Origin of the sequence: Methylobacterium soli (genome assembly GCF_008806385.1) — a bacterium.
Lineage (GTDB): Bacteria > Pseudomonadota > Alphaproteobacteria > Rhizobiales > Beijerinckiaceae > Methylobacterium > Methylobacterium soli.
The window spans coordinates 24,061-38,115 of sequence record NZ_VZZK01000031.1 but is presented as its reverse complement, the minus strand read 5'-3'; the positions used below and the strand labels follow the sequence as shown (position 1 = coordinate 38,115).

Below are 14,055 nucleotides of genomic sequence, written 5' to 3'. Positions count from 1 at the left end.
TTCTCTTCACCGGGAGGCGTGGTAGCGCGCGACGGGGCTCGACGCGAGCCGGACCGGATCGCCCGAGGGGCAGGCACCGCTCGTGGCGGAGCCTGCCCCTGGCAAGATGCCGTCGGAGCGGTGAGGCCTTACATGTTCAGGACGGGCTTGCCGTCCTTGCCCTTCACCTGCTTCCACTCCTCGTGGATCAGACCGACGACGTTGTCGGGAAGCGGCACGTAGTCGAGCTCGGAGGCGAGCTTGTCGCCGTTCTTGTAGGCCCAATCGAAGAACTTGAGCACGTCAGCCGACTTCGTCGGATCGGCCGCGTCCTTGTGGACGAGGATGAAGGTCGCGGCCGTGATCGGCCAGGCGTCGTCGCCGGCCTGGTTGGTCAGCGCGATGCCGAAGCCCGGGGCGCTCTTCCAGTCGGCGCTGGCGGCAGCGGCCTGGAACGCCTTGTCGTCCGGCTGCGGATACTTGCCGGCCTTGTTCTGGATCAGCGTGTAGCTGAGCTTGTTCTGCTTGGCGTAGGCGGATTCGACATACCCGATGGCGTTCGGGACCTGCTTGACGGTGGCGGTCACGCCCTCGTTGCCCTTGCCGCCCTGGCCGGCGGGCCAGCTGACCGTGGTGGCGGCGCCGAATTCCTTTTTCCAGGGCTCGGAGACCTGAGAGAGGTAGGTGGTGAAGATGTTCGTCGTGCCGGAGGCATCCGAGCGGTAGACCGGGGTGATCGTCGCCTCGGGCAGCTTCAGGCCCTCATTCAGCGCGGCGATCTTCGGATCCGACCATTTGGTGATCTTGCCGGCATAGATGTCGGCGACGAGCTCGCCGGTCAGCTTCAGCTTGCCCGGCTCGACACCGGCGATGTTCACCACCGTCACGACGCCGCCCATCACGGTCGGAAACTGGACGAGGCCATCCTTCTCCAGGGCTGCGGCCTTGAGGGGGGCATCGGTGGCGCCGAAATCGACGGTCCGGGCCTGAATCTGCTTGATGCCGCCGCCCGAGCCGATTGACTGGTAGTTGAGCCCGGTGCCGGTGTCCTTGCGATAGGCCTCGGCCCATTTCGAGTAGACCGGGAACGGAAAGGTGGCGCCAGCGCCCGTGATGTCGCCCGCGAGTGCCGGGAAGGCGAGCTGGGCCGTCGCGAGGCCGAGGGCAAGCGCGTAGGTAAAGGGTTTCACGTGCGTCTCCGTTAGCTGTCGGGCGCATCAATCCTGTACGGCACCCGGAGACCGGTCCGGGATCTGCGCGACCCGCCGAGATCCGGCTGCCGATAGTCTTAGCTCTCCGACGGTGCGGCTCTATGACGGCGGCATGACAGGGCGATGACAACCACCGGTGTGCCGGGGCGCCTGCGCAATTCGGCACGGGGACCGGCGCCGCCCGGGAGGAGGTTGGAGAAGGAATTCTGACGAGACCCGCCGCAATGGCACGGTTTCGCGGCCTCGCGCGTTCCTTACCGTATCCGGCAGTTCGCGGCCGGCCCCAAATCGTGGCCGGACCAAGGCCCGCTGATCGGGTAGAGGACGATGCGCACCGTGAGCAACGAACCGCATGCCGGGCCGCTCGGCACGGCGGATCCCGAGGAAGCCGCCTTTCTGGCGCTGCATGCCGAGCGGGAAGAGATCGAGCGGAGCCTCGCGCTGGCACAGGTCCGCCAGCGTTTCGGTCAGGATGACGAGGAGATCGAACGGGCCCGCGCTGAGGAGCGTGAGCTTCTTCTGAGCCTGGATCGCCTGATGACCCGGATCCGCGCCGCGGAATACAAGCGCCAGCCCGGCGCGCGGCGCTGGTAGAACGCGAGGATTCGGGCCGGGACGCTGGGGATCAGCCCGCGCGGCGGCGGTCGCGCTCCTTGTGGCGCAGGCGCAGGAGCAGATCGATCTGCGCGTCCGGGATCGGCTGGTTCTCGACGCTGCCCTCGTAGACCGAGCGCAGGGCGTGACCGAGACGGTACTGGGTATCGACGCTGAGGACAGGCACCGGTCCGCCCTGCTCGGGCGCGTGGGCCTCGGACTTGCCGGTCAACTGAGTCATCGTCTCCCCCCGAGACCTGATCCATCGACCGGGCGAATCGCGCGGCCTGCTCGATCAGATCACTCTCTGCCCGGATGGTTAACGAAGTGTTACTATTAAGCTCCGAGTAAGCTTAATAATCTGTTCAAGCCGACGCGCTCTGCAGGAGGCGGGCCGCCGCGGCGCGCGCCTCGTCCGTCACCGTCGCGCCGGCCAGCATCCGGGCGATCTCCTCGCGCCGCGCCTCGACCGGCAGGGAGGCAACGCGGGTCGCCACGCGGTCGCTGCCCTTCACCGGATCCTTGGCGATCAGGAAATGGGTCTGGGCCCGCGCCGCGACCTGAGGGGCGTGGGTCACGGCGACGACCTGGACGGTCTCGGCCAACCGGGCCAGGCGCGCTCCGATCGCATCCGCCACCGCACCGCCGACACCGGTGTCAATCTCGTCGAAGATCAGGGTCGGGGCCGAGCCCTTGTCGGCTAGGACGACCTTCAGCGCCAGCATGAAGCGCGAGAGCTCACCGCCCGACGCCACCTTCATCATCGGGCCGGGGCGGGTCCCCGGGTTGGTCTGCGCCCAGAACTCGACCCGGTCGATGCCTGCCCCGTCCCGCGATTCGGGATCGGTGGCGATCTCGGTGATGAAGCGGGCGCGCTCGAGCTTCAGCGGCGGCAATTCCGCCTTCACGGCCGCGTCGAGGGCTTTGGCAGCGCGCTTGCGCCCCTCGCTGAGCTTGGCCGCCGCCTTGGCATAGGCGGCCTCCGCCTCGCTCAGCACAGATTCCAGGCCGGCGAGGGATTCCTCGCCCGCATCGATCGCGGCCACGTCCGCGACGTAGCGTTCCCGCAGGGCGGCCAGATCGTCGGCCGGCACCGTGTACTTCCGGGACGCGGCGCGGAGCGCGAACAGGCGCTCCTCGACGCGCTCCAGCTCGCGCGGGTCGAACTCGGTCTCGGACACCGCCGCGTCGAGGACACTGCGCGCCTCGTCGAGGGCGACCAGGGCGGCGTCGAGGGCGGCGATGCAGGGATCGACCAGGGCCGGCAGCTGCGCCGCCCGGCGCTCCAGCTTGCGGATCGCGCTCGAGAGATGCGCGCTGCCCGAGTTCGGGCCGCCGACGGCCTCCAACGCCTCGTTCAGCTCGCGCGCGACCTTCTCGCTCTGCTGCATCACGGTGCGGCGCTCGGCGAGCGTCGCCTCCTCGCCCGGCTGCGGATCGAGGGTTTCGAGCTCGTCGACGGCGTGGCGCAGGAAATCGGATTCCTTGCGCGCCGCCTCGACCCGGGCCCTCTGCTCGGACAAGGTCGTGCGCGCGGCGCGAACGCGCTTGGCCGTGGCTCCCACCGCCGCGAGGGGCCCCTGGAGCCCCCCGAACGCGTCCAGGATGGCACGATGCGTGGTGGGATCGGCGAGGGCCCGGTCGTCGTGCTGTCCGTGGATCTCCACGAGGGCCGCCCCGATGGCGCGCAGCACCTGCACGCCGACCGGCTGGTCGTTGACGAAGGCCCGGGTGCGTCCGTCCGCCATCTGCGTGCGACGCAGGATCAGGTCGCCCTCGGTGTCGATCTCGGACTCGGCCGCGATCAGGCGCGCGGGATGATCGAGAGGCGCGTCGAACGCTGCGGTGATGCTGCCCTGGCTCTCGCCATGGCGCACGAGCCGTCCGTCGCCCCGCCCGCCCAGCGCGAGCGCGAAGGCGTCGAGGAGGATCGACTTGCCCGCGCCCGTCTCCCCAGTCAGGACGCTCAGCCCCTCGCGGAAATTCAGCTCAAGCTTGTCGATCAGAACGATGTCGCGGATCGCAAGCTGCACGAGCATGCCGCGTCGGTGGCCCCTTCGAACTGAATTGCCGTCATGTAAGGGGAAGTCGCCCGGACTTCATCCCCAAAATCACGCCCGGAATGCAAGGCGGGCGAGGCGGCGTCGGCCGGCCTCGCCCGCGAAGGCTCTTCGAGCGGTGCTTACTGCGCCGAGGCGGTGCGGCCGGTGATCGACGAGAACGTCTTGCTGAGCCAGGAGGTCTTCTCCTCGCGGGGCTGCAGGCCGCCGTTCTGCAGGAGCGCGTACGCGTCCTTGTACCAGGGACTGTCGGGGAAGTTGTGACCGAGAACCGCGGCGGCGTTCTGCGCCTCCTGGGTGATGCCGAGCGCCATGTAGGCCTCGACCAGACGCTCCAGCGCCTCCTCGGTGTGCCGGGTCGTCTGATACTTGCTGATCACGTCGCGGAAGCGGTTGATCGCGGCCGGGAAGTTGCGACGCTCGAGATAGAAGCGGCCCACCTCCATCTCCTTGCCGGCGAGCTGGTCGCGGGTGATCTGGATCTTGGCCTTGGCGTCGGAGGAATACTCGGAGGTCGGGTACTTCTGGACGAGTTCCTGCAGGGCGACGAGCGCCTTCTCCGAGCGATCCTGATCGCGGGTAACGTCCGGGATCTGCTTATATTGCGACATCGCCATCAGGTACTGGGCGTAGGCCGCGTCCTTGCTCGCCGGGTGCCGCTGCAGATAGCGCTTCGAGGCGTTGATGGCGTCGTCGTATTTCTGGCCCTCGTAATTCGCGTAGGCCGTCATCAGCAGCGCCTTCCGCGACCAGTCGGAATAGGCGTACTGCTTGTCGAGATCGCCGAACTTCTTGACAGCCCCCTCGAAGTCACTGTCCTCCATCTTGGCCAAGCCCTCACTGTAGAGCTTGTCCGCGGGAACATCGGGGATGACTTCGGGCTTGTACTTCTCGGCGAAGGGGTTGATCGAATCGAGAGCGTCGCAGCCGCCGAGACCGAGGCTCAGCGCCGTCAGGAGCACGGCCGCCAGGGCACCGCGATTCGGATAGGTGACAGGCATTTGCGGTCCATTCCCCAACAGGCGCGGCCATGTCGTCGCAAAGACGCGCGCCGTCAAGCCATCACGAATGTCGTTCGAAGCGGTGGACATCCTGCCACGGCGCGAAGGCCCGGGTCCTTCGTCACCTTGCCGCTCTTCACAGACGATTCACCGTGACGGGCAATTCGGGCGCGAAAACGGCGGGCGGACCTTGTGAGCGATCGGATGCCCGGTGTGGCTTGCGCGTTACAGGTCGCCCGCGAAGGCGGCGATCCCGAGGCCAACACCGAACTCGGCCAATGCGCTCTCGCGGCGGCTGCCCTGGGCCTCGATGATCGCGTAGTTGGCGCGATCCGAGAACAGGGCGGTCAGGACGCCGACATTCATCCGGTGGCCGCCGCAATAGGAGCGGTAGGCCCCCTGGAGCGGCAGGCCGGCAAGCGCGAGGTCACCGACCGCGTCGAGGAACTTGTGCCGCACGAACTCGTCCGCGAAGCGCAGGCCTTCCGGGTTCACCACCGCGGTCTCGCCGACCGCCACGGTGTTCTCGAGGGACGCGCCGAGGGCGAAACCCGCCTTCCAGTAGCGCTCGACGTCCTTCATCATCCCGAAGGTCCGGGCGCCCGCGATCTCGCGGCGGTAGGATGCGGCGGTGAGGTCCATGGCCTTGCGGCTGCGGCCGATCACCGGGCTCTCGAAATCGATCTCGACATCGAGGCGGAAGCCCCGGTCGATGGGGCGAAGCTCCGCGAAGGCGCGGTCGACCTCGATGCGAACGGGGCGGAGCACCTTGATCCAGCGGCGCGGGGCGCCGCACTGGGCGAGGCCGACGGCATCAATGGCCTTGACGAAGGGAAGCGCGCTGCCGTCGAGGATGGGCATCTCGGGCCCGTCGATCTCGATCAGGGCGTTGTCGACACCGAGCCCGTAGAGGGCGGACATCAGGTGCTCGATGGTGGCGACCGCTCCGGAGGCGACATCGCCGATGACGGTGCAGAGTTCGGTGGCGGAGACGCAGGCGTGATGGGCTTTGATGAGCCGGTCGTTGCCGGTGTGCATTCCGGTGCGGAGGAACGCGACGCCGTGATTGGCCGGTGCGGGACGGATCGTGATCTCGACCGGGTTCCCGGAATGGACGCCGACGCCGCGCAGGGTCGTCGGGCCCTTGAGGGTAATCTGTTGGTTCGTTCGCATTCCTTAGCCCTCGGCCGCGATCAGGCAGCACACCGCCTCCGGCGATGTGCCATGCCCTTCAGATCCGTCCGCTGCTTGAAGCCCCTGCGCGCGCTGACGGCGAAACCGCCGCGCTTTCTCGTTCCGGAAATTTGTATAGCTGCGCGCAAAAGCCCGGCCAAATCACGGATTCTTACGCTGTGTTACAGACACGCTTTCGCACAACGAATCTGAAAGCGCTTTCCGCTCAAGGCGTTAAAGACATGTTAAACCCGGCCCATCGCGGAGCCGGGTCTGTTGCCAAAAAACCGCAAGCCGGTGGTTGAGCGGACAACCAACGCCCGGTCGGAGTGCAATTGGCGCGACGCGGAGGCGTCGGAGACATCGGTGATCCCCCGCGGACAAGGCCCGCGGGGGAATTTCGGCTCAGTTGGCCTGGCGGCGCAGGAAAGCCGGGATCTCGAGCTGATCGTCGTCCATCATCCGCGGCTGCGGCGCGAGACGGCCTTGGGCGTCGAGATTGCCCTGCGCCGGGCGATAGCCCTGCGGGACCTGGGGCGCGGGGGCGCGCTTGGCATAGTCGGGCGCGGGCGGGGCCGGCGGCAGGCTGTGCTGCTGCGGGGCCGGTGCCCGGGCGGGCGCGGGCACGGGGGCCGGCTCGGCCTCCTCGCGGCGGCCGCCGAACCCGACGGTGGCGAGGCGGCGCAGCAGGGTCATGCGCTTGGAATCGGCCGGAGCCTCGGCGGTCTCCTCGCCGCGGCTGGCGCGGATCTGGGCCTGCCCGATCGGGGGCAGCTCGTGGATCTGCGGCATGCGCGGCGCGCGGGCGAGCGGGGCGGAAGCCGGAGCGGCCGGGCGCGGCGGCACGAACGGGCCGGCATTCAGGGGCTGGCTAGGCTCGGGCTGCGCGACCGGCGGGGCCGCGTAGGGCATCGCGACGCGCGGCTGCGACTGGGTCAGGACGACGTCGTCGCGCACCACCGCGGCGTGCGGCTCCATCCGCATCTCATGGCGCAGCTCGTGGGTGACCATCGCCTCCGGGAGTGCGGGGCGGGGCGGGCTCGCGGGCTGGGGAGCCTGGGCCTGCGGCATCGGCGCCGGCTCGGCGGCGCGGGCCGACGGGGCCGGCTGGGATGCGCGGGCACGGGCCTCGGCGCGCAGGCGCTCGGCCACCTCGGCGATGCGCTGCTCGGTCTCGGCGATCGCCGGATTGTTCGGCGAATGCGCGGAGATCAGCGCCGGCTCGATGCCGGTGGCGACGACCGAGACGCGGATGATGCCGTCGAGGCTCTCGTCGAAGGTGGCGCCCAGGATGATGTTGGCGTCCGAATCGACCTCCTCTCGGATGCGCGTGGCGGCCTCGTCGAGCTCGTACAGGGTGAGGTCGTTGCCGCCCGTGATCGAGATCAGCAGGCCGCGCGCACCCTTCATCGAGACATCGTCGAGGAGCGGGTTGGCGATGGCGGCTTCCGCAGCCCGGTTGGCGCGCTTCTCGCCGGAAGCCTCGCCGGTGCCCATCATGGCCTTGCCCATGCCGCGCATGATCGCGCGGACGTCGGCGAAGTCGAGGTTGATCAGGCCTTCCTTGACCATCAGGTCGGTGATGCAGGCGACGCCCGAGTAGAGCACCTGGTCGGCCATCGCGAAGGCGTCCGCGAAGGTCGTCTTCTCGTTGGCGACCCGGAACAGGTTCTGGTTCGGGATCACGATCAGGGTGTCGACGGAGGCCTGCAGCTCCTGGATTCCGGCCTCGGCGGTGCGCATCCGGCGCACGCCCTCGAACTGGAACGGCTTCGTCACGACGCCGACCGTGAGGATGCCCATGTCGCGGGCCGCGCGGGCGATGACGGGGGCCGCACCGGTGCCGGTGCCGCCGCCCATGCCGGCCGTGATGAAGCACATGTGAGCGCCCGAGAGCTGGTCACGGATCTCGTCGATCACCTCCTCGGCGGCGGCCGAGCCGACCTCGGGATGCGAGCCGGCACCGAGGCCCTGCGTCACGCCGAGGCCCATCTGGATGACGCGCTCGGCCTTCGACGAGGTCAGCGCCTGCGCGTCGGTATTGGCGACGACGAACTCGCAGCCGAGAAGACCGGACTCGATCATGTTGTTGACGGCGTTGCCGCCCGCGCCGCCGACACCGAAGACGGTGATGCGGGGCTTGAGTTCCCGGATGTCCGGCGCCTGCAGAGAAATGGCCATGATGTCGAGCCTCTCGTGACTTTCGGGTTTGTGTCTGGCGTCCAGTGCCGGCGCCGATGTCTGCGGTTCACGCGGGCGCCCAGGGGCGACCGCGCCTAACTCTCTAGAAACTTTCGCGAATCCAGCGACCGACGCGCGAGAAGTAGCCGTCCGTTCCGGTACCCGCGAAGGCGCCCTGCCCCCGCGGCTCGAAATGCTCCGCATGCGCCACCTGCGGGTAGACCAGCAGGCCGACGGCGGCCGAGAAGGCCGGCCCCTTGGCGGCCTCGGGCAGGCCCCGGATGCCGAGCGGACGCCCGATCCGGACCTGTCCCTGCATCACCCTGCGGGTGACCTCGGGCAGGCCGACGAGCTGGCTCGCGCCGCCCGTGAGCACCACGCGGCGCCCGGCCTGAGCGGCGAAGCCCGCATTGCGCAGCCGGTCGCGCACCAGCTCGATCACCTCCTCGACGCGGGGGCGGATGATCCGCACGAGCTGGGAGCGCGGCACATGGGCGGGGGCGTCGCCCTCGTCCTCGCCGACGCCGTGGACCGCGATCATGTCGCGCTCGTCGGACGGGGTGGCGATGGCGGAGCCGTAGAGCGTCTTCAGCCGCTCGGCCGCCGCGACCCGGGTCGAGAGCCCGCGGGCGATATCCATGGTGACGTGGTGGCCGCCCACCGCGATGGCATCGACGTGGACGAGGTGCCCGCCGGAGAAGACGCCGACGCTGGTGGTGCCGCCGCCCATATCGACGACGCAGACGCCCATCTCCGCCTCGTCGTCGACCAGAGCCGAGAGGCCGGCGGCGTAGGGGGTGGCGATCACCGCCTCGACGCCGAGGTGGCAATGCTCCACCGCGAGCATCAGGTTGCGGGCGGCCGCCGCCTCGCTGGTGACGACGTGCAGGTCGACGCCGAGCGCATCGCCGATCATCCCCGAGGGGTCGATCACGGCACCCTGGCCATCGAGGGCGTAACCCGTCGGCAGGGCGTGAAGCACGGCCCGTCCGGGGCTGACGCCGTGGGCGCTCGCGGTCTCGAGCACCCGCTCGACATCCGAGCCCGTGACGGTGCCGGTGCGCACGTTCACGCGCGCCTCGAAATGCTGCGAGGCGAGGCGCCCGCCGGACATGTTGACGATGACCGACTGGACCTCGACCTTGGCCATCCGCTCGGCGGCGTGGACCGCCTGGCGGATCGCGCCCTCGGCAGCCTCCAGGTCGACGATGGCGCCGCCCTTCAGCCCGAGCGAGCGCTGATGGCCGATGCCGATGATGCGGGCGAGGTGCGTCCGACCCCGCAGGGTCGAGAGCGCCTCGGCCGGCTGCAGCTCTGCGATGAGGCAGACGACCTTGCTGGTGCCGATATCGAGAACCGACAGCGTCGTGCTCCGCCGGGCGGAGAGCGGCTTCAGTCTCGGCGTGAGGCCGTGGTGGCTGTGCATCGAACGCTACCGGGAGAAAATTTCGGGGACGGACGGGCGGGCGGAGAGGCGCGTCGGGCGGCTCATGTCGCGGTCCCCTTCTTGGTCTTCTTCTGACTCTCGGCGCGGGCCGCGGCCGCCTCCTCCGTCAGACGCACGACCACCCGGTCGGGCATGCGCAGGTCGACGGCGATGACGTCCTTCTCGAGGATCCGGGCGTCGCGCTCGAGCTTGACCAAGCGAGCCAGGGCCTCGGCGCTGCCGGTCTCGGGCAGGCGAATGTCGACCCCGTCGAGCTTCAGCGTCCAGCGCCGGCCCGAGACGTAGGTCCCGGCGCGGATCCGGTCCCCGAGGGCGCCGGCGGCAGCGATCAGACCGAGATACTCGCTGAGCTTGGTGTTGGCGTCGTCGCCCACCACGAGCGGCAGGCTCGCGTAACGGTCGTCCCGCATGGTGTCGATCACGGTCCCGTCGGCGGCGATGACGCTGATCTCGCCGTTCTTCTGCCAGAGGGCGGCGGGCTCGCGCTCCACCTGGTTGATGACGATCTCGTTCGGGTAGAGCTTGCGCACGGAGGCGCTGGCGATGAGCGGTACGCGGATCAGGCGCTCGCGCACCTCGTTGACGTCCAAAAACAGGACCGACGAGCGCCAGTCGATGCCGGCGGCGGCGAGCACTTCCCGCTCATACATGCGCGAGATGCCCGAGATGGTGACGCGCTCGACGCCGAATCCGGCGATCCGCGCGAGGATATCGAGGGGCCGGCCCTGCTCGGCCACGAAGGCCTCGTAGCGGCCGCTGGTCACGAAGCCCGCGACCGCCACGACCGCGAAGGAGGCCGAGACCGCCATCACGCCGATATGGCGCGGCACGCGCTGCGCGATCGGCAGGGCGGGCCGGACACGGCGCGGTGCGGCGCGCCGGAGGAAGCGGGGCAGCCGAGCCAGCAGGCCGGCGCGGGGCCCCTCGCCGCCGGGATACCCGGCGGGGGTCAGCGACCCAACGTTGCGTCCTCCACCATCCATTGAACGAGCTCACCGAAACTCAAGCCAGCGTGGGCCGCGATCTCAGGCACAAGGCTCGTCTGGGTCATGCCGGGTTGCGTGTTGACCTCCAGCACGACGAGGGCACCGGTTCCCCCCGGTGTGTCGTCGTAACGAAGGTCGGCACGGCTGACGCCCCGGCAGCCCAGTGCTTGATGCGCCGTTAACGACAACTCTTGGACACGCTGGTAAACATTTGGTTTAATTTCTGCCGGGAGGACGTGGATCGACCCCCCCTCGGCGTACTTGGCGTCGAAGTCGTACCACTCGCCCGAGGCCGGCTTGATCTCGATGACGCCGAGTGCCCGGTCCCCCATCACCGCGCAGGTCAGCTCACGGCCCGGAACGTAAGTCTCAACAAGGACTTCCTCGCCGTAGAGCCAGTCCGCCCGGGCGAGTTCCTGGGGCGGATGCGAGCGCCCTTCGCGCACGATGATGACGCCCATCGAGGAGCCCTCCGCGATCGGTTTGACGACGTACGGAGGCGTTAACGGGTGTGCTTTGGCTGCATCATGACGGTTAACGACGCGGCCCTCCGGGACGCTCACGCCGGCCGCCTTCATGATCGTTTTGGCACGTTCCTTATGCATCGCGAGCGCGGAGGCGAGCACGCCCGAATGGGTGTAGGGAATCTTCAGGATCTCGAGCAGGCCCTGGATCGTGCCGTCCTCGCCCGCCGGCCCGTGCAGCGCGTTGAAGGCGACGTCGGGCCGAAGCTGGGTCAGCACGGCCGCGATGTCGGGCCCGACATCGACGGGCGTGACGCGGTAGCCCTGCTGTTCGAGGGCGCGGGCGCAGGCCGTGCCGGAATTCAGCGACACACTCCGCTCGGAGGACCAGCCCCCCATCAGGACGGCGACGTGCTTGGACATGGGCGGGCTCGTGGGTTGGAGGTGGTTCGGATGGCTTGACGACCGGCCGCGACGGAACGCTCCGCCCCCTTGCAGGCAGGAGCCGGAGCGCGGCGTGGTGCCGGGAGGATCGCGGCGGTGCCTGCTGGAACACCCCCACGCGGGCTCTTCGATCCCTGCCCCCTCTCAGCAAGGGGGAATCGCGCCCGGTTGTCGATCTCCTGTCAGGCAGCGATCCCGATTCGCTTGATCTCCCAGTGCAGCGTGACCCCCGAGGTCTCGCGCACGCGGCGGCGCACCTCCTCGCCGAGGCCCTCGATATCCGCCGCGGTGGCACCGCCCTGGTTGATCAGGAAGTTGCAATGCATCTCGGAGACCTGGGCGCCCCCCAGGGTCAGGCCGCGGCAGCCGGCCGCGTCGACGAGCTGCCAAGCCTTGCCGCCGTCCGGGTTCTTGAAGGTCGAGCCGCCGGTGCGCTCGCGAATCGGTTGGGCGGCCTCGCGCGCCGCCGTGACCCGGTCCATCTCGGCCTCGATCGCCGCGCGGTCGCCGGGGCGGCCCCGGAACAGGGCGGAGGTGAAGATCACGTCGTCGGGGGCCGAGGAATGCCGGTAGCGGAAGCCCATCTCCGCGTGGGTGAAGCTGCGGAGCCGACCGCTGCGGTCGACGCCCCGCGCCTCCACCAGCACGTCGGTGGTCTCGCCCCCATGCGCGCCGGCATTCATGCGGAGCGCCCCCCCGACGGAGCCCGGAATGCCGCGGAAGAAGGCGAGCCCGTCGAGGCCGGCCTCGGCGGCGGCCTTGGCGAGGCGCATGTCCGGCACCGCGGTCCCGGCGCGCAGGGTGTCCCCGTCGATCTCGACCGATCCGAAGGCCCTGCCGCCGAGCCGGATCACCACGCCCGGCACGCCGCCGTCGCGCACGATCAGGTTCGAGCCGAGGCCGATGACCGTGACGGGGATCTCCGGATCGAGTCCAGCGAGGAGCGCGGCGAGATCCGCCTCGTCGGCCGGCGTGAACAGGACCTGCGCCGGGCCGCCGACGCGGAACCAGGTGAGATCCGAGAGCGGCTGATTCGCGAGAAGGCGGCCGCGCAGGTTCGGGATGGCGCCCCGCAGGGCCGGAGTAATGTCCGCGAAGGCGCTCATCCCTTCAGCGTCGCGAGTTCGCCCGGAAGGGCGTAGGCCCACTGGGTGATGTTGCCGGCGCCGAGGCAGACGACGTAGTCGCCGGCCTGGGCGAGGCCGCCCACGATGCCGGCGAGGTCCTCCGAGCGCTCGAGCGCGATGGCGTTGCGATGGCCGCGGGACTTGAGGCCCGCCACCAGGCTGTCTCGGTCGATGCCCTCGATCGGCTGCTCGCCCGCCGCGTAGACGGGGGCGACGATCACCGTGTCGGCGTCGTTGAAGCAGGTGCAGAAATCATCGAACAGCGATTGCAGGCGGGAGTAGCGGTGCGGCTGCACGATCGCCACGACATTGCCGTCCGTCGATGCGCGGGCCGCCTTGAGCACCGCCTTGATCTCCACCGGATGATGCCCGTAATCGTCGAAGATCGTGGCGCCGTTCCATTCCCCCGTGCGGGTGAAGCGGCGCTTGACGCCGCCAAAGCCCGCGAGCGCCTTGCGGATCGCGTCCGACGAGACGCCGAGCTCGTGCGCGACGGCGAGCGCCGCGGTGGCGTTCAGGGCGTTGTGCTTGCCGGGCATGGGCAGGACGAGGTCCTCCATCTCCATGCGGAAGCCGGGGCGCCGGTCGCGGATCATCACCCGGAAGCGGCTCTGGCCGCCCTTCAGGTCAACGTCGATCAGGCGGACATCGGCCTGCGGGTTCTCGCCGTAGGTGATGATGCGCCGGTCCTCGATATGGCCGACGAGGTCCTGCACAATCGGGTGGTCGATGCACATCACGGCGAAGCCGTAGAACGGGATGTTGTCGATGAAGCGCCGGAAGGCGTCCTTCACGGCCTCGAACGAGCCGAAATGGTCGAGATGCTCCGGATCGATATTGGTGACGATGGCGACATCGGCCGGGAGCTTGAGGAAGGTGCCGTCCGATTCGTCGGCCTCCACCACCATCCACTCGCCCTCGCCCATGCGGGCATTGGTGCCGTAGGCATTGATGATGCCGCCGTTGATCACGGTAGGGTCGAGGTTGCCGGCGTCGAGCAGCGTCGCCACCAGGGAGGTCGTCGTGGTCTTGCCATGCGTGCCCGCGATGGCGACGCAGGACTTGAACCGCATCAGCTCGGCCAGCATCTCGGCCCGGCGCACCACCGGCAGCCGGCGCTCGCGGGCCGCCGCGAGCTCGGGGTTGTCCCGGCGGATCGCGGTGGAGACCACCACGAGGGCGGCCTCCTCGACATTCTCGGCCGCGTGGCCGACGAAGGTCCTCATGCCCTTCTCGGTGAGACGCCGGACATTGGCGTTGTCGTTCGCGTCCGACCCCTGCACCGTGTAGCCGAGGTTGTGCATCACCTCGGCGATGCCGGACATGCCGATGCCGCCGATGCCGATGAAGTGGATGGGTCCGAGCTTGTCGGGCAGCTTCATGGGAAG

At 69.2% G+C, this 14,055-nt stretch carries 12 protein-coding genes; 1 reads left to right on the top strand and 11 read right to left on the bottom strand.

The annotated features are described in order from the left end of the window. Positions 1-128 precede the first annotated feature (128 nt). Positions 129-1,169, bottom strand: a complete 1,041-nt coding sequence (gene pstS / locus F6X53_RS23725) for a phosphate ABC transporter substrate-binding protein PstS (RefSeq protein WP_151002929.1) — start codon at positions 1,167-1,169, stop codon at positions 129-131. Positions 1,170-1,526: 357 nt separating this feature from the next. On the opposite strand from pstS, the gene F6X53_RS23720 reads away from it, so the two are divergent. Continuing rightward, positions 1,527-1,784, top strand: coding sequence for a hypothetical protein (locus F6X53_RS23720; protein ID WP_238298667.1), 258 nt, complete (start codon positions 1,527-1,529; stop codon positions 1,782-1,784). A gap of 31 nt (positions 1,785-1,815) precedes the next feature. On the opposite strand, the gene F6X53_RS23715 is transcribed toward F6X53_RS23720, so the two are convergent. The 10 genes from F6X53_RS23715 to murC form a co-directional block, all read right to left on the bottom strand. Then, positions 1,816-2,025, bottom strand: coding sequence for a hypothetical protein (locus F6X53_RS23715; RefSeq protein ID WP_151002925.1), 210 nt, complete (start codon positions 2,023-2,025; stop codon positions 1,816-1,818). A 124-nt stretch (positions 2,026-2,149) separates the two neighbouring features. Next, a complete protein-coding gene (recN, locus tag F6X53_RS23710; protein WP_151002923.1) occupies positions 2,150-3,823 on the bottom strand; it encodes a DNA repair protein RecN in 1,674 nt (557 codons plus the stop codon). 143 nt (positions 3,824-3,966) lie between these two features. Next, complete coding sequence (locus F6X53_RS23705) at positions 3,967-4,845, bottom strand: outer membrane protein assembly factor BamD (protein ID WP_151002921.1); 879 nt, start codon at positions 4,843-4,845, stop codon at positions 3,967-3,969. 225 nt (positions 4,846-5,070) lie between these two features. After that, positions 5,071-6,018, bottom strand: coding sequence for a UDP-3-O-acyl-N-acetylglucosamine deacetylase (lpxC, locus tag F6X53_RS23700; RefSeq protein ID WP_151002919.1), 948 nt, complete (start codon positions 6,016-6,018; stop codon positions 5,071-5,073). 405 nt (positions 6,019-6,423) lie between these two features. Beyond that, positions 6,424-8,199, bottom strand: coding sequence for a cell division protein FtsZ (gene ftsZ, locus F6X53_RS23695; RefSeq protein ID WP_151002917.1), 1,776 nt, complete (start codon positions 8,197-8,199; stop codon positions 6,424-6,426). A gap of 103 nt (positions 8,200-8,302) precedes the next feature. Beyond that, on the bottom strand, positions 8,303-9,625 hold the full coding sequence (gene ftsA / locus F6X53_RS23690) for a cell division protein FtsA (protein ID WP_151002915.1): 1,323 nt from the start codon (positions 9,623-9,625) through the stop codon (positions 8,303-8,305). A 62-nt stretch (positions 9,626-9,687) separates the two neighbouring features. After that, a complete protein-coding gene (locus tag F6X53_RS23685; RefSeq protein ID WP_151002913.1) occupies positions 9,688-10,629 on the bottom strand; it encodes a cell division protein FtsQ/DivIB in 942 nt (313 codons plus the stop codon). Continuing rightward, a complete protein-coding gene (locus F6X53_RS23680; protein ID WP_151002911.1) occupies positions 10,596-11,519 on the bottom strand; it encodes a D-alanine--D-alanine ligase in 924 nt (307 codons plus the stop codon). Before F6X53_RS23680 ends, F6X53_RS23685 begins: the two co-directional genes overlap by 34 nt. A 203-nt stretch (positions 11,520-11,722) precedes the next feature. After that, positions 11,723-12,646: a UDP-N-acetylmuramate dehydrogenase gene (gene murB / locus F6X53_RS23675; RefSeq protein ID WP_151002909.1), complete on the bottom strand. Its 924-nt coding sequence runs from the start codon at positions 12,644-12,646 to the stop codon at positions 11,723-11,725. Then, entirely contained in the window at positions 12,643-14,049 is a 1,407-nt protein-coding gene (murC, locus tag F6X53_RS23670; RefSeq protein WP_151002907.1) for a UDP-N-acetylmuramate--L-alanine ligase, read from the bottom strand. Before murC ends, murB begins: the two co-directional genes overlap by 4 nt. Positions 14,050-14,055 lie beyond the last annotated feature (6 nt).